The following is a 19,460-nucleotide window of genomic DNA, read 5'->3' on the forward strand; positions in this document are numbered from 1 at the left end:
TTGAGGCGTCCCTGGGCGACTCAGGCGGTGGCCTGTTGCCCGGCGGCGGGACCGCCCGGTCGAAGGGGCCCGGCGACATACGGGAGCGGCTCGAGAAGACCGGATACCTCGTCGACGACGGCCTGGCGGTCGCCTGTTTCCTCGCGCTGAGGCTGCGTCGGCCGATCTTCTGCGAGGGCGACGCGGGTGTGGGCAAGACCTCGCTCGCGTCGGCCCTGGCCGCCGCGCTGGACGCTCCGCTGATCCGCCTCCAGTGCTACGAGGGCATCGACGCCTCGCAGGCGCTGTACGACTGGGACTTCCCACGCCAGTTGCTGCATCTGCGGGCGGCCGAGGCGGCCGGTGTCACCGACGCGGACCGCCTGGAAGGCGAACTGTACGGGCGGCGGTTCCTGGTCGCCCGGCCGCTGCTGCGGGCCCTGGAGACCCAGCCGTGCGTGCTGCTCGTCGACGAGATCGACCGTGCCGACGACGAGTTCGAGGCGTTCCTGCTGGAGCTGCTCTCTGAGTACACGGTCACCGTCCCCGAACTCGGCACCCTGCGCGCCGAGTCGCCGCCCGTCGTGGTCCTCACCTCGAACCGGACCCGTGAGGTGCACGACGCGCTGAAGCGGCGCTGCCTCTACCACTGGTTCGACCATCCCGGCTTCGCCCGCGAACTGGCCATCGTACGAAGGCGGTTGCCAGGTGTGACGGCACGGCTCGCCGAGCAGGTGACCGGCCTCGTACAGGCGCTGCGCGGGGAGGATCTGATGAAGCCGCCGGGGGTCGCGGAGACGATCGACTGGGCGGAGGCACTGGACGCGCTGGGCGCCACGGAGGTCGACGCGGAGCTGGCGGTGGCCACGCTGGGGTCGGTGCTGAAGTACCGGGAGGATCTGGAACGGGCCCGCGGTCTCGATCTGGCGGCGCTGCTCGCGGTGCGGGGCGCGTGAGACAAGTGCGATGTGTGAGGCGCATGAGATGCGCGGGGAGCGGGGCGTGAGGTGACCGGGACAGAGGGCGAGGCCGGAGTCGAGCAGCGCGCCGGGGCGTCCGTCGACGTGCCCGCCGTCCTGGTCTGCTTCGCCCGTGCCCTGCGCGCCGCGGGGGTCGAGGCGGGGCCCGACCGCGTACAGGCGTTCCTCGGCGCGCTCGACGCACTGCGGCCCGGGATGCGGTCCGACGTGTACTGGTCGGGGCGGCTCACGCTGTGCGGCAGCCGGGACGATCTGGAGCGGTACGACCGGGTGTTCGCGGCCTATTTCGGAGGCTCGGCGTCCGAGGGTCGGGGAATGCGGGCCGCTCCCCCGCCACGGCTGCGGATGACCGTACGGGATGCAGGGCCCGCTCCCCGTGCACAGGTCGAGGGCGAGCGGGATGCCGTACCCACGGCGGTCCTCGCGAGCGCCGCCGAGGTGCTGCGGCACCGGGACTTCGCCGGGCTCACCGAAGCCGAGCGGGGTCAACTCCGGCGGCTGCTGGCCGCGTTCGCGCTGCGGGGCGAGTTCCGGCGTACCGCCCGGCTGCGGCCGGCCAGGCGCGGGGTCGTCGATCCGCGGCGCACCGTGCGGGAGGTGCTGCGGCGGGGCGGCGAGCCCGCGCCGCCCCGGATGCGGGCCCGGGCCGAGCGACCGCGCCGGGTGGTGCTGCTGGTGGACGTCAGCGGCTCGATGGCCGCGTACGCGGACGCGCTGCTGCGGTTCGCGCACGCCGCCGCGCATGCCGGGCCGTACGGCGGCCGGGCTCGTACGGAGGTGTTCACGATCGGTACGCGGCTGACCCGGGTGACCCGTGAGCTGAGCCACCACGATCCCGAGGCCGCGATGGCCGCTGTCGCCGCGGCCGTGCCGGACTGGCGCGGCGGCACCCGGCTCGGCGAACTGCTGCGGGGCTTCCTCGACCGGTGGGGGCAGCGCGGTATGGCGCGCGGCGCGGTGGTCGTCGTGCTGTCGGACGGCTGGGAGCGTGGCGATCCCGAGCTGCTCGCGGCCCAGATGCGACGCTTGCACCGGCTGGCGCACCGGGTGATCTGGGCCAATCCGCGCAAGGCCCGTCCCGGCTACGCGCCCCTGGCCGCCGGTATGGCGGCGGCGCTGCCGAGCGTTGACTCATTCGTCGAGGGACACAGCCTGGCCGCGCTGGAGCGTCTGGCGGCGGTGGTGAGAGGAGCGGGCGATGCGTGAGATCCTCCCGGCTCTCGGCCGGTGGTACGCGGAGGGTTCCCCCTTCGGTCTCGCCACGGTCGTCGCCGTCAGCCGGAGCGCGCCACGGGATCCGGGCGCCTCCATGGCCGTCGGTCCCGGTGACGAGGTCGTGGGCAGCGTGTCCGGCGGCTGTGTCGAGGGCGCCGTGTTCGAGCTGGCCCAGGACGTGGTGGCGTCCGGAGAGGCACGGCTCGAAACCTTCGGGTACAGCGACGAGGACGCGTTCGCCGTCGGTCTGACCTGCGGCGGGGAGATCACCCTCCTCGTACGGCCCGTCACGGCCGGCCTCGATCCGTCGTTCGGGGCGGTCGCGGAGTCGGTGGCCGCGGGCCGCCCGGTGACCGTGGCGACAGTGATCGACGGCCCTGCTCGGCGCGGCGCGACCCTCGCCGTCTGGGAGGACGAGGTGTCGGGCACCCTCGGCACGACGGGCCTGGATGTGGCGGTGACCGCCGACGCGCGGGGCGAGCTGGCCCTGGGCGCCACGGGGCAGCGGCACTACGGCCCGCGCGGCGAGCGGCGCGAGGACGCCGTGACGGTCTTCCTGCACTCCTTCGCTCCCCCGCCGCGCATGCTGGTCTTCGGGGCGATCGACTACGCCGCTGCCGTGGCCCGCATCGGCGCCTTCCTCGGCTACCGGGTGACCGTGTGCGACGCCCGGCCCGTCTTCGCCACCCCGAAGCGCTTCCCGGCGGGCGTGGAGGTCGTCGTCGAGTGGCCGCACCGCTATCTGCACGCCACCCCGACCGACGAACGCACGGTGATTTGCGTCCTCACCCACGACCCCAAGTTCGACGTGCCGCTCCTGGAGGAGGCGCTGCGTCGGCCGGCCGCGTACATCGGGGCCATGGGCAGTCGGCGTACGCACGACGACCGGATGAAACGGCTGCGCGACGGCGGACTCGGCGAGGCCGAACTGGCCCGGCTGCGCTCGCCGGTCGGCCTCGACCTCGGAGCACGTACACCCGAGGAGGTGGCCGTGTCCGTCGCCGCCGAGATCGTCGCCCTGCGCTGGGGCGGCAGCGGCGCCCCGCTGACGGCGACGGCCGGGGAGATCCACCCGCGGGAACAGTGACGGGCCCGCGCCCGGTCGGCGGACGCCCTGATCGCGGTGGCTCCCGGACGGACGCGGCGCACGGTCTGTACCGCGTGTCAGATCTGGTTCTCGCCGCCGTCGACGTACAGGTTGGCTCCGAGGACGAACCCGCTCTGCTCGGAGGCGAGGAAGGCCACCACGTCGGCGACCTCGTCCGGATGCCCGATCCGGCCCATGGGCACACTCGCGGCGAACTGCGACTTGGTGACGGGCGTGGCTCCGGCGGCCACGGCGTCGAGTCCTGGAGTGTCGATGGTGCCCGGCGAGATCGCGTTGACGCGGACACCGCGGCCCTTGAGTTCGTTGGCCCAGGTCCGGGCGAAGGACCGTATCGCCGCCTTGGAGGCCGCGTACGTGCCGAACGCCGCGACACCGTCGTCGGCGCGCACCGAGGAGTTCAGGATCACCGACGCGCCGTCGTTGAGCAGCGGCAGCGCCTTCTGCACCGTGAACAACGTGCCCCGGACGTTGACGCCGAAGGTCTCCTCGAAGTGTTCCTCGGTGACCTGCTCCAGCGTCGCGAACGATCCGGTGCCGGCGTTGGCGAACAGCACGTCCAGGCCGCGGCCCCGGGCGCGGACCATGCCGTAGAGCCGGTCCAGGTCGGCGAGGTTCGAGATGTCACCCACCACCGCGGTGGCCCCGGCCGGGCCGATGCTCCGGACGGCCGCGTCGAGTACGGCCTCGCGCCGGCCGGTGATGAACACGTGCGCGCCCTCGGCCGCCAGCCTGACGGCGGTGGCCAGGCCGATCCCGGTGCCGCCGCCGGTGACGACGGCGGTCTTGCCTTCCAGCTGCTGCCCCATGCCGATAACCTCCACGAATTTAAGTACCGATCGGTACCGAACAAGACCGTAGCACATCTGCACCGACCGGTACGGAAGGGGTATGATCGACGGCATGAAAACGCCGCAGAAGGCACCGATCGGCCGGCCGAGAGGCTTCGACACCGACCAAGCCCTCGAACAGGCCATGCGAGTCTTCTGGGAACAGGGCTACGAAGGCGCCAGCCTCACCGACCTGACCGACGCCATGGGCATCACCCGCACCAGCATGTACGCGGCCTTCGGCAACAAGGAGGACCTGTTCCACAAGGCCCTGGAGCGCTACACCGAAGGCCCCGCCTCGTACGGGGCCCGGGCCATGCGGGAGCCGACCGCCCGCCAGGTGGCCACCGCGTTCCTGAACGGCGCCGTCTGGGCCACCACCCGCCCCGGCTCCCCCACCGGATGCCTCGGTGTCCAGGGGTCCCTCGCCGCCGGCGACCCGGGACGCAACGCCCGCGACGCGCTCGCCGCCTGGCGCAACGAGCACACCTCCCTCCTCCACGACCGGTTCCGGCACGCCGTCGACGAAGGCGACCTCCCACCCGACGCCGATCCCGGACTGCTCGCCCGCTACCTCATGACCGTGGGAAACGGCATCGCCGTCCAGGCCGCCGGCGGCGCCACCCGAGACGACCTCCAGCGGGTGGCCGACATGGCCCTGCAGAGCTGGCCGTCCGCCTGACGGCCGGGGCGCCGACGGCAGAGGAACGGCGGAGCGGAAGCGGCGGGGCGGAAGCGGCCGAGCGGAAGCGGCGATCCGCCGACCGGAACGGACGGCGGGTGTCGGTGACCCGCTGCGGGGAACCCGGGTCCGCATGGGTGCGAACCACGGCGAGGCCCCGATCCTCGAAGCGCTTGCCCGATACGGGGACACGGACGAACTGGGATTCACGCCCCCAGGCCACAAACAGGCACGCGGCGCGGACCCACGCGCCCGCGAGGTCCTGGGCGATGCCGTCTTCTACGGTGACGTCCTCGCCAGCGGCGGCCTGGACGACCGGCTCACCCGGGGCGGCGTACTGGCGCGGGCCGAGCACCTCATGGCCGACGCGGTGCACGCCGACCACACGTTCTTCTCCACATGCGGCAGTTCCCTGTCGGTGAAGGCCGCCATGCTCGCGGTGACCCGCCCCGGCCATCGCCTCCTCGTCGGCCGCGACGCGCACAAGTCGGTGGTCGCCGGGCTCATCCTGTCGGGCGTCGAGCCGGTGTGGGTGGAACCTCAGTGGGACCCCTGCCGGCACCTCGCCCACCCTCCGTCGGCGGCTGCCTACGACAAGGCGTTCACCGAACATCCCCATGCCGACGGCGCCCTGGTCACCAGCCCGACTCCGTACGGAGCAGCGGCCGAACTCGCCGAGATCGCCGACGCCTGCCACCGGCGCGGCAAGCCGCTCATCGTGGACGAGGCGTGGGGAGCCCATCTGCCCTTCCACGAAGATCTGCCGTCGTGGGCGATGGACGCGGGCGCCGACATCTGTGTGACCAGCATCCACAAGATGGGCAGCGGCCTGGAACAGGGCTCGGTGTTCCACCTCCAGGGCGACCTCATCGACCCCGCCGAACTCGCCTCGCGGGCCGATCTCCTCGGCACGACCAGCCCGAACGTCCTGCTCTACGCGGGCATCGACGCCTGGCGGCGGCAGATGGTCCAGCACGGCCACGAACTCATCGGGCAGGCCCTGGAGCTGGCCGCGCGCACCCGCACGGACATCGAGGCGATGGACGGTTTCCACGTCAACGACGCGAAGGACTTCTGCGGGCCCGGCCTCGCGGCCGATTTCGACCCGCTCCCGGTCGTCATGGACATCGGCGAACTGGGCACCACCGGCTACCGGGCCGCCGACTGGCTGCGGGCGCACCATCACATCGACGCCCACCTGTTCGACCACCGGCGGATCAGCGCGCAGCTCACCCACGCCGACGACGAGCGGACCACCGCGCGTCTGCTCACGGCTCTGCGCGAACTGGCCGACCGTGCCACCGAACTGCGGGACACCCGGCGAGTCGCCGTCCCGTCCGCGGCCGACCTGCGTATGGACCAGGCCCGTCTGCCGCGGGACGCCTATTTCGCGGACCACGCGAAGGTCCCCACCGCCGAGGCCGTCGGCAGGATCGCCGCCGAGATGATCACGCCCTACCCGCCCGGCATCCCCGTGATCCTGCCCGGCGAACGCCTGACCGAGCCAGTACTGGACTACCTGGCCACAGGAGTCGAGGCCGGCATGTTCCTGCCGGACGCGGCCGACCAGCGGCTGAGGACCGTACGGGTCGTCGCGGAGCCCAGCTCTCCGTGAGCGTCCTGTCCGGGGCCTCGCACCCTGCGTCCGCCCAGTGCCAGGCACCGGCACTGACAGTGGCACTGGCACTGGCACTGGAGAACCCTCGTGCACACCCTGGACCCCGCTCACGCCTCTCGCGGCCTTGTTAGACCCGAGGAGCCACTGGGTACTCGAGAGCACGTCGCAGGACTTCTTCGGCCTCTGGCGGACGAGGATCCTGCCGCGACTGTACGACCGGCAACACCGGATGGGCGGCGGAATCCGTGGATCAGCCCTCACGCCCGACGGGACTCGCTCTCGTCGTGATCGACATGATCAACACATACGACCACGAGGACGCCGAGCTGCTCGTGCCGTCCGCCGAACGTGTCGTGCCCGTCCTGGCGGAGCTGATCGGCCGGGCCCGCGAGGCGGACGTACCAGTGGTCTACGCCAACGACAACTTCGGGCTGTGGCGCTCCCAGCACGGAGAACTCGTGGACACCGCGTTGGACCGGCCGCACGCCGACCTGATCGAGCCGATAGCGCCGGACGACAGCTCGCTCTTCGTGCTGAAGGCCCGCCATTCCGCCTTCTACGAGACGCCCCTGTCCTACCTCCTGCAGCAATTGGGCGTCGGGCACCTGGTGTTGAGCGGTCAGGTCACCGAGCAGTGCGTCCTCTACTCCGCTCTGGACGCGCACATCCGCCACCTGGGCGTCACGGTGCCCAAGGACGCCGTCGCCTCCATCCACCCCCATCTGGAGGAGGCCGCGCTGGAGATGATGGAGCGCAACATGGGCGCCCGGATCACGACGGCGAAGGAGATCGACTTCGCCGGCCCCGGACCCGAGACTCCCCCGTCACCAACCTGATCGGCCGGGCGAGGTGGTGGCCGAGTTCGAGCGGGCCGTCACTGCGGGGACGGCGGCTCAGGTCGCCATGTGTCTCGGGCGTCGTCCTGTCAGGTCTCCTCCCGGTGGTCGGCGATGATCGCCTCGAGGTGACGCAGGGCGGTGGTCACGCGGGCCGGGTCCTGTTGGAAGAAGGGGTCGTCGAGTACGGGCAGTGATCCGGCGAGTGCCCAGCCGCGTCCACGTGCCCAGGTGGCGTCGTCGTCGCCGAGCGCCTCGCGGAAGGTGCCGCGTGCCGTGTCGGGGAGGAACTTCCACGCGGGCAGCACGTCGACGGCGGGGTCGCCGACGCCCAGTGTGCCGAAGTCGATGACCGCGCTGAGGTGGCCGTCGACGGACAGCAGGTTGCCGGTCGCGAGGTCGCCGTGGAACCAGACCGGCGGCCCGTCCCAGGCCGGTGCCGTAAGTGCCGCGTCCCACACGGCCGTCACGGCGTCCGTGTCGACCATGCCCTTCAGTTTGGCGATCTTCGGCCGGACCAGGGAGTCGGCGGCCAGCGAGTCGCGTTCGTCGCCCATGGGTACCCCGCGGAACGCGTTGCTCCACTGCGGTCCTGGGCCGTCGGTGGCGTCGATCTTCCGCAACGCCCTGATGAACTCGGCCAGTTGCCCGGCCGCCCGCACCGGATCGGCGAGTCCCTCGGCGGTCGCCGTGTCGCCCTCCAGCCACCGGTAGACCGACCAGGGGAAGGGATAGCCCTCCCCCGGCACGCCCGCCGCAAGCGGTTCGGACACCGTCAGCGGCAGATGCGGGGCGAGCAGCGGCAGCCAGCGGTGCTCCCGCTCGACCTGCCCGACCCAGCGCGGGTAGCGGGGCAGCCGTACGGACAGGACGTTGCCCAGCCGGAACGTCGCGTTGTCCATCCCTGACCGGGGCACCGGCGAGATCGGAAGTTCGGCCCACTGGGGGAACTGGACGGCGAGCAGACGGCGGACGAGATCGGCGTCGATGGTCACGTCGTCGTGGGCGTGCGGGTCACCGGATGACAAGGGTCAACTCCTGGGTGCGGACCGGGAAGCGGCCGACCCATCCCATCCGCCGGAACATTCACCGTCCACTGATTTTCCGCCGGACCGTCAGCCGTCCGCCGGCTTTCGGGGCGGTAGCCGGTGGAGTCGTACCTCGCTGAGTTCGCCGTCCTTCACCGCCGCCGTCATGTACGTGCAGTGCGGCTGGCGTCGGCGGTCGGTGGGCGAGCCGGGGTTGAGGAGGCGCAGGCCGGTCGGGGCCGTGGTGTCCCAGGGGATGTGGCTGTGGCCGAAGACCAGGACGTCGAGGTCCGGGAAGCGGGCGGCGCAGCGCGTCTCGCGGCCCTGCGCGGCGCCGGTCTCGTGGACGACTCCGACGCGCAGGCCGTCGAGGTCGGCCCGGGCGATCTCGGGGAGGCGGGCCCTGAGTTCGGGGCCGTCGTTGTTGCCGTACACGCCGATGAACCGGTTCGAGCGGCTCTCCAGGAGGTCGAGGGTGGCGGTGTCGACCCAGTCGCCCGCGTGGATCACGACGTCGGCGCGCGGGAGTTCGGCGAGCAGTGGCGCGGGGAGCTGCTTGGCGCGCTTGGGGAGGTGGGTGTCGGACATCAGGAGGAGGCGCACGCGATCAGCCTAGGACGGGCGGTTCGGTCAAGGGCTCTTCGGTCAGGGGCGGTTCGGTCACGGCGATCTCGGCCCACACCTGCTTGCCGCCGCTGACCGGGACCGTTCCCCAGGCCGCGGAGAGGGCTTCGACGAGGAGGATGCCGCGCCCGCCGGTGGCCTCCCAGCCGATGCTGGTGGGCTTGATGGGCGTACGCGGCGAGGAGTCGGCGACGGCGATGCGCAGGCGGTCGTTGATGAGAGTGAGGTCGAAACGGACCTGGCCGTCGGTGTGCACGAGGGCGTTGGTGACGAGTTCGGAGACGATCAGGAGGATGGCGTCGTACTCCTCCGTCACGCCCCAGGCGCGCAGGGTGCGCCGGGTGAAGCGGCGGGCGTGACGGACGGCCTCGGGTACGCGCCACACCGTCCAGCTCTCGCGCAGCGGCCGCAGGTCGAGCCCGTCGTAGCGCATGAGGAGCAGGGCCACGTCGTCGCTGCGGTTGGCGCCCGCGAGCAGGGCGTCGGCGACGAGTCCGAGGTGGGCGGGGTCGGCGGCGGACAGCTCGTCGCACAGCCGGTTCAGGCCGTCCTCCATGTCCAGCTCGGAGGACTCGACGAGGCCGTCGGTGGTGAGGGCCACGATGGTGCCGGGCCGGAGCGGCAGCGGGCTCATCGGGAAGTCGGCCTGGGTGATGACGCCGAGCGGCGGTCCCCCCTCGGTGACGACGATCTCGGTGGTGCCGTCCGGGTGGCGCAGGACGGGCGGCAGATGTCCGGCGCGTACGCACCAAGCCGTGCCCTCCGCCATGTCGACGTCGACGTAGCAGCAGGTGGCGAAGAGGTCGGTCTCCATGTCCATGAGCAGCCGATTGGCGTGCGAGACGACCACGTCCGGCGGGTGCCCCTCGACGGCGTACGCGCGTAGCGCGGTGCGCATCTGGCCCATGAGGGTGGCGGCCTGGGCGTTGTGCCCCTGGACGTCGCCGATGACGAGGGCGACATGGCTGTCGGGCAGCGGGATCACGTCGTACCAGTCGCCGCCGACCTCCAGGCCCGCCGTGGTGGGCAGATAGCGGGCCACGGCTTCCGCGCCCGACAGGGGAGGCAGTCTGCGCGGGAGGAGGGTGCGCTGGAGCATGCCGACGAGTTCGTGTTCGGCGTCGAAGGCGTGGGCGCGCATCAGGGCCTGGCCCGCGAGGCCTGCGGAGGCGGTGAGCAGGGCGCGCTCGTCGGGGCCGAAGTCGTGCGGGGTGTCCCAGCCGATGAGGCAGGCGCCGGCCATTCTGCCGCTGCCGGCCGGCAGCGGGAGGATGGCGAGGCCGCCGGGGCCGACCTCGGCGAGCGTGGCCTCCAGCGGGGTTCCGGCCGGCCAGATGGCCGCGCGTCCGTCGCGCAGGGCGGCCGCCAGGGTCGGCATGGTCCGTACGGGCGCGTCGGGCCACTCCGAGCGCCACTCCGAGCGCCAGACCTGGGGCCAGGCCTCCGGTTCGGGCGGGTCCAGGACGGTGACGACGAGGCGGTCGCCCTCCAGCTCGGCCAGGGCGATCCGGTCCGCCTTCAGGGGCCGGCGCAGGGCGGTGACGACGGCCTGGCTGACGTCGTGGACGGTGCCCGCGGTGGCGAGGGCCGCGGCGAGGCGCTGGACGCGGGCGACCTCGTTGCCACCTGAGCGCAGCTTGGAGGCGTCGGCGACGGTGCCCACCAGCCGGGAGGGGCGTCCGTCGGCGGCCGGCAGCAGTCGCGCGCGCAGCCTGAGCCACCGCTGGTCGCCCGAGGGCTGGAGGATGCGGAACTCCAGCTCACGCTCCCCGATGGACATGTGGTCGGACTCCACCACGGACATCAGCGAGGGCAGGTCCTCCGGCACGGTCATGCCGAGCAGGGTCTCGACCTTGCCGTCGAACTCCTCGGGGGCGAGTCCGAACAGCTCCAGCATCTCGTCGTCGACCTCCACGCGCCCGGTGTCCATCGCCAGGCTGAACGAGCTGCTGGGCAGGTCGTCGGCGTCCGCGGTTCCGGTGGAGGGCGGGAAGGAGACGGCCTCGGCGAGCAGTTCGAGGCAGATGCGGTCCTCGGTGTCGAAGCCGCCCGGGTTCTCGTTCACGGCGACCAGACAGCCGCCGCCGCGCGGGTCCGGGGGCAGCGGCAGGGCGGCCAGCCAGAAGTCCCCCGCGGGCATCGGGCGGGCGCCGGGGCGCACGGCGAGTTCCTCGGGGCCGAGCCACAGGGGCCGGCCGAGCCGGTAGGCGTCCGCCGCGGGCGAGCCGCCGGAGAGCGGGTAGCTGTCCCGCAGCCCGTACAGGGACCGGGGTACGCCCGCCGCCTCGATCAGACACAGTTGGTCACCGCTGTCGCCCGGCGCGTAGACGGTGGCGAGTGTCGCGCCCCCGAACACGAGTGCCTGTTCGAGCACGCTCCGTAGCCGTTCGGGGGTCCCGAGGTCCGCGTGAAGCGTCTTGAGGGCAAGTTCGGCACGCAGCGTTCTCGTTCTGCGTTCCGCAGCGCCCTCACTGACCACGTCCGCAATTACAGCGCTTCCGGGACCGCGGCGCAGCCCCTGTGACCGTTCGGAGGCAGGTCATGGGTCGGGCGGGCCCCGGAAGGGAGGCTTCCGGGCGACCCGTCGGCCCGTATGTCTCCGTATGTCCGGGAGCACGGCAGGTTTCGGTCTCGGCATGTCTCGGTCTCGGCAGGTCTCTGCGTGTCTCAGGAGCACGGCGTGTGGAAGGGAACGTCCGGCATCAGCTTCTGCCAGCGGTCCCGGTTGACCGCGGGCCCCACCACATCGCAGATGTGGCGCGTCGCCCGGCCGGCGTCCAGGTCCCAGAGGCGGATCGTGTCGTTGCCGCTCGACACGAGGGTGCTTCCGCTCGGGGAGAAGGCCGCCGTGATGGCGCCCAGCGTGTGGCCGGTGAGCGTGGCGGTGCGCCGTTCGGAGGGGAGGTCCCAGAGCTGGACGGTCCCGTCCGAGTTCGCGACCGCCAGGGAGGTGCCCTTGGCGTCCACGGCGATCCCGTAGACCGTTCCGGCCGAGATGTCGAGCGTCGCGCGCCTGGTGCGCGTACGGACGTCCCACAGGTGGACCGTCCCGTCGTTGTTCCCGGTCATCAGGGTGCGGCCGTCCGGGGCATACGCGAGGTCGAACGTCATGCCTGCGCGGTTGTCGAGGACTGCCAGGGAGCGGCCCGACCGTGCGTCCCACAGGCGCAGGGTGCTGTCCTCGCCCACGGAGGCGATCGTCCGGCCGTCGGGGCTGTACTTCACACCGAACGCGGCGCCCTCGTGACCCTTCAGCTTCATCCGGGTCCTGAACCTGTCGGTGTCCCACACCGTCACGTCACCCGCGCCGTCGGCGGCGGCCAGACTGCGCCCGTCGGGACTGAAGTGGACGGCCTGGGCCTTGCGCTTCGGGCTGCTCGTGTCGAGAACCGCGACGGAACGACGCGATCCGGTGTCCCAGACCCGCACCTTCCCGGAGGGTCCGGCGGAGGCCAGCAGGCCGTCGTCGGGGCTGAAGGCGAGGCCCCAGGTCAGTTCCCCGGCGTCGGGCAGCGCGGCGACGTGCCGTTGGGTCCTCAGGTCCCACAGGTCGACGGATTCGTCGTGGGGGTTGTAGGCCGCGATCCACCGGCCGTCGTGGCCGACCGCGACGCGGTACTGCGCGGCGTCGGGGCGGAGCATCAGGACGGAGGTGTCGGTGGACCAGAGGCGCACCGTGCGGTCCACGCCACCGGTGGCGATCCGTTTGCCGTCCTCGCTGAACGCGACGGTGAGCACGGCGTCGGCGTGGCCGGTGAACTCGGTGACGTACTGCCCGTCCTCGACGGTCCAGATCTCGGTGTCCCCGGTGTCGTTCCCCACAGCGATCAGCCGGCTGTCCGGACTGAATACGACCGAGCGGATCTGGGCCGGGTTGGCGTCCACGTCGCTGCGCAGCCGTCGCCCGGCGACGTCCCAGAGTTTCACCCCACCGTCCGTCCCTCCGGAGGCGACCGACGCTCCGGAGGGGGCGAAGGCGACGGTGGTGACGCTGTTGTCGTGTCCTTCGAGTACCGCGATGGCCTCCCGCTCCCTCGTGTCCCACAGGCGTACGGTCCTGTCGTCGCCGCCGCTGGCCAGCGTCCGGCCGTCCGGGCCGAAGGCGAGGGCCAGGACACCGCCGTTCTCGACGCCCTTTCCGTGGCCCGTCAGCCGTGCGAGCCGTTTGTTCGTGTCCGGAGCCCAGAGGGTGATGGTGGCGTCCCTGCCCCCGACGGCCAGCAGCTTGCCGTCCGGCGAGAACGCCACCGCCGTGACCGCTCCCTGTTTCCCGCTCAGTACGGCACCACCACGATGTGTGGAGGCGTTCCACAGGCGCACCGTCCCGTCCGCGCCGCCCACCGCCACGTGCTGCCCGTCCGGCGAGAAGGCCACGGACGCGACGGACTTCCGGTGCCCTGTCAGGACGGCGACACGTCGACGTGTGGAGACGTCCCACAGCCGTACGGTCCGGTCCGCGGCGGCCGTCGCGAGGAGTGTGCCGTCCGGCGAGAACGCCAGGGACCGCACACTTCCCCGGTGCCCCGGAAGCACTCCGGCCAGTCGTTGGCTCTGGGCGCTGAGCAGTGCGCCGCGTGCCTCGGTCGTACGCCCCTGACGGAACGCCTCGACGGCCAACAGCATGGAGGCGTCCGGTTCCGCGGTGGCCAGCAGGGTCGACTTCGTGGCCAGTTCGCGCGAGGTGGCGGTGTGCCTGCCGTGCTCGGCGGCCTGCCGCTGCTGTACGGCGATGGCTCCGGACGTCACCGAGGCGACGAGCAGCAGGGCCAGCGTCACGGCAAGCCTGCGCAGCCGGTTGGCGCGCTTCCTGGCCGCCTGCCGCTCCCGCTCCTCGAGTTCGTCGCCCGCCGCGAGGAAGGCCGACGCCAGCGGCCCGCTGAGCAGGTCCCGGCCCTCGGTGACGGCCCAGTCGCGGGCGACGGCCAGGCGTGTGCCGCGATACAGCAGGGAGGTGTCCCTCCCCTGCCGGTCCCATTCCTCAGCGTCCTCCAGCAGGTGCTGACGGGTCAGCAGCCCGGCGCGGTTCGCGTTGACCCACTGCCTCAGGCGCGGCCAGGCCCGCAGCAGCGCCTCGTGGATGATCTGCGCGCCCGTCTCGGCGACCACGACCAGCCGGGAGCTGGTCAGCGCCTCCAGTACCGCCCTGGCCGTGGCGGGTTCGGAATGCTCCGCGATCAGCCGCTCGACCGGGACGCGTTGCCCGGTGTCCGCGGCGGTGCCCGTGCCGACGCGCACCATGCGCAGCATGAGGTCGCGGACGCAGGCCTGCTCCTCGGCGTCCAGCCGGTCGAAGGTCCGCTCCGCGGTGGCGGCCACGGCTCCCTGAATGCCTCCGGTCGAGCGGTAGCCGTCGACGGTCATCCCGTCGACGTCACGCCGTTCCCACGTGGTCAACAGGGCGTGGGCCAGCAGGGGCAGAGCCGTGGAGCCGGTGTCCTGCTCGTCGGCGGTGTCCGCCGGTGTCCCGTCCGCTCCGGTCGACTCGATGGCGCCGAAGTCGGTGAGCAGGAGTTCCACCAGACCCGGTTCCAGTGACAGGCCGACCGCGTCGGCGGGCTGCTGGATCGCCGCCCGCAGCTCGGGCACGCTCATCGGCCCGACGACGACCTGTCCTCCCTCCAGTGCCTCTCGCAGCTCCGCGATGCGGGCGCACCGGTCGTAGAAGTCGGACCGTACGGACAGGACTACCAGGGCCGAGGGCTCCTGTCCGGGCGCCGGGGAGGCCGCGGCGGCGCAGAGCGCCCGGACGAAGGCCTCCCGTTCGCTCTCCGACTCGCACTGCGTGAACAACTCCTCGAACTGGTCGACCAGGAGCACCATCCGGGCACCGGTGACCGCGCCGCCGCCCCTGGCCCGCATCGTGTCGTGCACGACGGTCGCGAGGGCCGACGGATCCGCCGTCAGCCGGTCGGACAGTTCCTCGTGTGCGCTTGCGGTCACGGTGGACAGAGCCGTGGCGAGGGACCGCACGGGGTTGGCGGAGGGGGTCAGCAGCACGTGCGGCCAGGTGCGGGAGCCCGGCACGGGCACCTCGCCCGACGCCAGGGCCGGCAGCAGACCGGCGCGCAGCAGCGACGACTTGCCCGACCCGGAGGGCCCCAGCACGAACAACGGCCCGGTCTTCGCCATCTGTTCGCCCAGGCGCTCGGCCAGTGCCGCGGTCAACGCCTCGCGCCCGCGGTACCACTGGCTGTCGCCCGCGCCGAAGGAGGCCAGTCCCGGGTAGGGGCAGACCCCGGACAGTGCGGGCGGCTGCCGCGAGTCGGCGTCCGCGGGCCTGCGGCCGTTGCGCCGCTGCGGGGGAACGTAGGCGGGGTTGGGCGCGAGGACGAGGTATTAGGCCCAGTCGCTCACCTGCTGGCTGGGGCGCGGAAATCCCCGGGCGCGCAGGCGGCGGTCCAGGCCGCGGTAGAGGTCGCGCAGGGTCAGGTAGGCGGGGGCGTCCGGCTCGCCCTCGCGGAGCAGGGCGATGAGTTCGCCGCTGAATGCCGTGTGGGGCTGCCCGGGCGGCGCGAGCGCGCGCTCCTCCCCGCCCGTCGATGTCAGTACGTAGGCTCCGTGCACCCTCGCCAGCTGGGCGGCCTCGCCGTCGGTGCCCTCGCCGTCGGCGCCACCTTCCGTGCCCTGGCCGGCCGCGGGGCCCAGTGTGCCGATCGCCCGCCCCGAGTAGCAGCAGTCGAGCACCACCACGATCGACCGGGCGGGGCTGGAGAGCAGGCAGTCCCGCACTCCGGCGTAGGACAGAGCCGTGTGGGACAGGCGGTTGGCGCGCCGGTCGGTGTACCGCGTGGCCAGATGGAGATCTCCGCCCGGGCTGACGAGCCCGTGGCCCACGTAGTAGACGAAGAGGACGTCCTCGGCCTGTTCGGCCTGGTCCGCGAGGGTGAGTCCCAGTTCCATGGAGTCGGCCGGGTCACGGACGACGACGAGGTTCTCCTCGTCCAGCGCGCACCGCTCCACGAGCAGCTGTCCCAGATCCGTGAGCGTGCCGGCGACGGCCGGCACCGAGGGCAGCCCGGAGCCGTCGGGATGGGAACCCGTTCCGATGAGCAGCGCGCGGCTCCCAGGGGAGGCCAGCGCGGGCAGAAGCAGCCGTCCGGGGCGCTCGGAGAGGTCACTCATCCGACTGGCCCCGCAGCTCGTGAGTGCGGCCGAGGCTCTCCGCCAAGTCGGCGACCAGGGCCTGCAGTTCCTCCGGGGACGCCGCCCGGACCCGGCTGGTCGACACCTCGACGGTGATGCCGGTCGTCGTGGTGAGCGAGCACGTGACGTCGACACCGCGCTGGCGTATCCACCCGACCAGAGCGGCGACGAGGGCGCCTATGCCTCCTTGAGCGACGGCTATCAGGACCTCCTGGACCACCGGGCCCAACGTCCCTTCCTCCGGCGGCGGTTCGACCGTTCGCACCCTGCCGCGCAGCTCCCGTTCCGCCGTGAGCCACAGGGCCAGCGAACGCAGCCGGCCGGACTGGTCGGCGCCGTCGAGACGCACGCTCACATCCATGGGGTCCCCCTTCGCGCCGCGATCGGCGCACCGCCATTGGCAGAGACCTGTGATGGTGCCAGCGGTCCGCGCCATAAGCACCGGTCAAGCTCCAATTGACTATCCGTGAGGCAAATGCGGCGGTTTGTGGCACCGCTCCGATCACGACCGCCCGAAAGAGACCGAACGCGACTCGACCTGTGCATCGCTTCCGGAACTCGACACGTGCATTCCTCACGGTCACCTCGTGACAGCCGTGACTGTCCGGGCTCTCGGCGGGGTGGAAGGCTCGGCAACCGTCGAGGGGAATGCGATGGACGAGCGGTACGAGGTCTACGCGCTGGCCGACAGGTTCTTCTACGAGACGCCGGACCGGCTGACCGGGGAGGGGCGCCACGAAGCGCCCGGCTACGAGACGGCCCGGCGGGCGGTGCCCGAGGGGTGGCGCGCGGCCCGGATCGGGGACTGGCTGACGATGACTCCCGTCGATGGGGAGGGCAGGCCACGGTCCGGCCCGGTCCAGGGCTGGAAGATCCACGCCTCGGCCACCCGGGAGAACGCGGAGCGCATCGCGGCGGCCGTGTGGGACTACTGCGTGCCCCGGCTGATCCCCTTCAAGTTCGTGCCGGGTCCGCACCTGCTGCATCTGCGGAACGTCAAGTACGCCGCCCGCGACACGAGCGGCAAGTTTGTCACCGTCTATCCGGCCGACGAGAACCAACTCCAGGTCGTACTGGAGGAGTTGGGCGCGCTCCTGAAGGGGCTCGAAGGCCCGTACATCCTCACCGACCTGCGCTGGAACGACGGTCCGCTGTATGTGCGCTACGGGGCGTTCGCGCGGTCCTTCGTCGTCGACGAGCGCGGCAGGCTGGTGCCCGCGGTGACGGACGGCGAGGGCCGGCTCGTGCCGGACCGGCGGGCGCCCTCCTTCCAGGTGCCGGAGTGGGTGACCCTGCCCGCGTTCCTGGAACCGCAGCTCGCCGCGCGGAACACGACGACGGTCGGCGAGCTGCCGTACCGCATCGAGAAGGCGCTGCACTTCTCCAACGGCGGTGGCGTGTACGCGGGCGTCGACATCCGCGACGGGAGCAGGGTCGTCCTCAAGGAGGGGCGGCCGCACGCGGGGCTCGCCGCCGACGGGGCGGACGCCGTCGCCCGGCTCGCCCGGGAGAAGTACGCCCTGGAGCGGGTCTCCGGGCTCAGTGTCGTGCCCGAGGTGCGCGACTGGTTCCCGCTCGGCGAGCACCGCTTCCTCGTCATGGACTTCCTGGAGGGCCGGACGCTCAACTCCTTCTTCGCCGAACGCCATCCGCTGCTCACCGCCGACCCGGACCGCGCCGCCGTGGCCGACTACACGGCCTGGGCACTGCGCGTTCACGGGCTGGTCGAGGAGGCGGTCGAGGCGGTGCACGCACGTGGCATCGCCTTCAACGACCTGCACATGTTCAACATCATGGTCGCCCCCGACGAACAGTCGGTCGCACTCCTCGACTTCGAGGCGGCGGCGCCGATCGAGGAGGGCGGCCGCCAAGTCGTCGCCCACCCTGGCTTCTTCGCACCGCCGGACCGGACGGGCGCGGACGTGGACCGGTACGCGCTGGCGTGTCTGCGGCTCGCGATGTTCATGCCGGTCACCACGCTGTTCGTGGTGGACCGCGCGAAGGCGGCGCACCTCGCCGAGGTCATCACCGGTCAATTCCCGGACGTACCACGGGAGTTCCTGACCGAGGCGGTCGCCGAGATCACCCGGGCCCCCGCGTCACGCACGGCGGATTCGCCTTCCACGCCCACTGCCGCCGCGAAGCCGTCTTCCCCCGCCGCCGTTTCGTCCTCCTCCGCGGCCGTTCTGCCATCCCCCGCGAACTCCTCGCCGTACGCCGCACTCGCCGAGCCCGGTGACTGGCCGTACAGCCGCGACTCGATGGTCAAGGCGATCCTCGCGTCGGCCACACCGGAGCGCGACGACCGGCTCTTCCCCGGGGACATCGCCCAGTTCTCCGACGGCGGCGGACTCGGTCTCGCCTACGGGGCGGCGGGTGTGCTGTACGCCCTGGCGGAGACCGGCGCGGACCGGTATGAGGAGGGCGAGCGCTGGCTGCTCGACCACACCGACCCGGTGCCGACGGGAACGCCGCTCGGCCTGTACGACGGTCTCGCGGGCGTCGCGTACGTCCTCGACCTGCTCGGGCACCGGCAGCGGGCGCTGGACCTCGTCGACACCGTGCTCAAGGAGAAGTGGCGGAAGCTGTCCTCCGACCTGAAGGGCGGGCTGGCCGGGCTCGGCCTGGTGCTCGACCGGCTGGCGCGTACGACCGGGGAGCCGGAGCTGGACCTGCGGGCGGCGGAGGTGGCGCGGATCCTGCGGGAGCGGCTGGCCGAGCCGAGGCCCGAGCCGAAGAAGCGCCGTGCGGGACTGCTCCGCGGCGCGAGCGGGCCCGCGCTGTTCCTGCTGCGCCGGTACGAGTCGACCGGTGACCCCGAGCTGCTGACATCGGCCGCCGAGGCGCTGCGGCGGGACCTGGAGTGCTGCGTCGTCCAGCGGGACGGCGGCCTGGAGGTCGACGAGGGGCGACGCACCATGCCCTACCTCGGCGACGGCAGCGCCGGAATCGGCCTGGTCATCGACGACTACCTCGCAGACGCCGGGGGCGGCCGGAGCGAGGACAGCGGGGACGGGTACGGCCGGGGCGAGGACGGCCGGCGCGCGAACGGCCGAGTGGCGCACGGCCAAGTCGCCCACGGCCCGGACGAGTTCGAGCTTGCCCGGTCCCGGATCCTGACCGCCGCCACCTCGCGCTTCTACGCGCAGCCCGGGCTGTTCCAGGGCCGGGCGGGCATGATCCTCCACCTGAGCCGCACCGGCGCGGACCCCGGCCAGCTCGCCGCGCAGATCGCCGGGCTCGGCTGGTTCGCGATGCCCTACCAGGGTCAACTGGCCTTCCCCGGACACCAGATGATGCGCCTCTCCATGGACCTGGGCACCGGAACGGCAGGGTGTCTGCTGGCGCTCGGCGCCGCCCTCGACGGTGAGGCCCTCGCCCATCTGCCGTTCCTGCCGCCACCTCCACGGCGGCCCTGAT

At 72.3% G+C, this 19,460-nt stretch carries 14 protein-coding genes; 7 read left to right on the forward strand and 7 right to left on the reverse strand.

What is annotated here, in order from left to right; all coding sequences use genetic code 11:
- The first annotated feature begins 77 nt into the window (after positions 1 to 77).
- From ACIBEI_RS01150 to ACIBEI_RS01160, 3 genes are read left to right on the forward strand one after another with little or no spacing between them, the layout of a single operon-like run.
- Complete coding sequence (locus ACIBEI_RS01150; RefSeq protein WP_398885039.1) at positions 78 to 935, forward strand: AAA family ATPase; 858 nt, start codon at positions 78 to 80, stop codon at positions 933 to 935.
- A 51-nt stretch (positions 936 to 986) separates the two neighbouring features.
- On the forward strand, positions 987 to 2,165 hold the full coding sequence (locus tag ACIBEI_RS01155) for a VWA domain-containing protein (protein WP_398883809.1): 1,179 nt from the start codon (positions 987 to 989) through the stop codon (positions 2,163 to 2,165).
- Positions 2,158 to 3,261, forward strand: a complete 1,104-nt coding sequence (locus tag ACIBEI_RS01160) for an XdhC family protein (RefSeq protein ID WP_398883811.1) — start codon at positions 2,158 to 2,160, stop codon at positions 3,259 to 3,261. The genes ACIBEI_RS01155 and ACIBEI_RS01160 overlap by 8 nt, the downstream gene beginning before the upstream one ends.
- 77 nt (positions 3,262 to 3,338) lie before the next feature.
- Here ACIBEI_RS01160 and ACIBEI_RS01165 read toward each other — a convergent pair whose 3' ends face one another.
- Positions 3,339 to 4,088 (reverse strand): SDR family NAD(P)-dependent oxidoreductase, encoded by a 750-nt coding sequence (locus ACIBEI_RS01165; RefSeq protein ID WP_398883813.1) that lies wholly within the window; start codon positions 4,086 to 4,088, stop codon positions 3,339 to 3,341.
- Between the two features lie 94 nt (positions 4,089 to 4,182).
- Here ACIBEI_RS01165 and ACIBEI_RS01170 point away from each other — a divergent pair, with 94 nt between their 5' ends.
- The 3 genes from ACIBEI_RS01170 (at position 4,183) to ACIBEI_RS01180 (ending at position 7,245) form a co-directional block, all read left to right on the forward strand.
- A complete protein-coding gene (locus ACIBEI_RS01170) occupies positions 4,183 to 4,791 on the forward strand; it encodes a TetR/AcrR family transcriptional regulator (protein WP_398883815.1) in 609 nt (202 codons plus the stop codon).
- A gap of 133 nt (positions 4,792 to 4,924) precedes the next feature.
- A complete protein-coding gene (locus tag ACIBEI_RS01175; RefSeq protein WP_398883817.1) occupies positions 4,925 to 6,406 on the forward strand; it encodes an aminotransferase class I/II-fold pyridoxal phosphate-dependent enzyme in 1,482 nt (493 codons plus the stop codon).
- Between the two features lie 248 nt (positions 6,407 to 6,654).
- On the forward strand, positions 6,655 to 7,245 hold the full coding sequence (locus tag ACIBEI_RS01180; protein WP_398883819.1) for a cysteine hydrolase family protein: 591 nt from the start codon (positions 6,655 to 6,657) through the stop codon (positions 7,243 to 7,245).
- 89 nt (positions 7,246 to 7,334) lie between these two features.
- Here the strand turns inward: ACIBEI_RS01180 and ACIBEI_RS01185 are convergent, their stop codons facing one another.
- The 6 genes from ACIBEI_RS01185 to ACIBEI_RS01210 all read right to left on the reverse strand — a co-directional run bounded on the left by ACIBEI_RS01185 (position 7,335) and on the right by ACIBEI_RS01210 (position 16,401).
- Complete coding sequence (locus tag ACIBEI_RS01185) at positions 7,335 to 8,273, reverse strand: aminoglycoside phosphotransferase family protein (RefSeq protein ID WP_398883821.1); 939 nt, start codon at positions 8,271 to 8,273, stop codon at positions 7,335 to 7,337.
- Positions 8,274 to 8,360: 87 nt separating this feature from the next.
- The gene (locus ACIBEI_RS01190; RefSeq protein WP_398883823.1) at positions 8,361 to 8,876 is read right to left on the reverse strand and encodes a metallophosphoesterase family protein; all 516 of its coding nucleotides are present in this window, start codon (positions 8,874 to 8,876) and stop codon (positions 8,361 to 8,363) included.
- Between the two features lie 4 nt (positions 8,877 to 8,880).
- Positions 8,881 to 11,385, reverse strand: coding sequence for a SpoIIE family protein phosphatase (locus ACIBEI_RS01195; RefSeq protein WP_398885041.1), 2,505 nt, complete (start codon positions 11,383 to 11,385; stop codon positions 8,881 to 8,883).
- Positions 11,386 to 11,564: 179 nt separating this feature from the next.
- Positions 11,565 to 15,140, reverse strand: a complete 3,576-nt coding sequence (locus tag ACIBEI_RS01200) for an NACHT and WD repeat domain-containing protein (RefSeq protein ID WP_398885043.1) — start codon at positions 15,138 to 15,140, stop codon at positions 11,565 to 11,567.
- A 93-nt stretch (positions 15,141 to 15,233) separates the two neighbouring features.
- On the reverse strand, positions 15,234 to 16,019 hold the full coding sequence (locus tag ACIBEI_RS01205) for a caspase domain-containing protein (protein ID WP_398883825.1): 786 nt from the start codon (positions 16,017 to 16,019) through the stop codon (positions 15,234 to 15,236).
- Complete coding sequence (locus ACIBEI_RS01210; RefSeq protein WP_398883827.1) at positions 16,012 to 16,401, reverse strand: hypothetical protein; 390 nt, start codon at positions 16,399 to 16,401, stop codon at positions 16,012 to 16,014. Before ACIBEI_RS01210 ends, ACIBEI_RS01205 begins: the two co-directional genes overlap by 8 nt.
- 292 nt (positions 16,402 to 16,693) lie before the next feature.
- Between ACIBEI_RS01210 and lanKC the strand changes: the two genes are divergently transcribed.
- Positions 16,694 to 19,459, forward strand: coding sequence for a class III lanthionine synthetase LanKC (gene lanKC, locus ACIBEI_RS01215; RefSeq protein WP_398885045.1), 2,766 nt, complete (start codon positions 16,694 to 16,696; stop codon positions 19,457 to 19,459).
- The last annotated feature ends 1 nt before the right edge of the window (position 19,460 follow it).

The sequence above is a fragment of the Streptomyces sp. NPDC050988 genome (assembly GCF_044456225.1).
GTDB lineage: Bacteria > Actinomycetota > Actinomycetes > Streptomycetales > Streptomycetaceae > Streptomyces.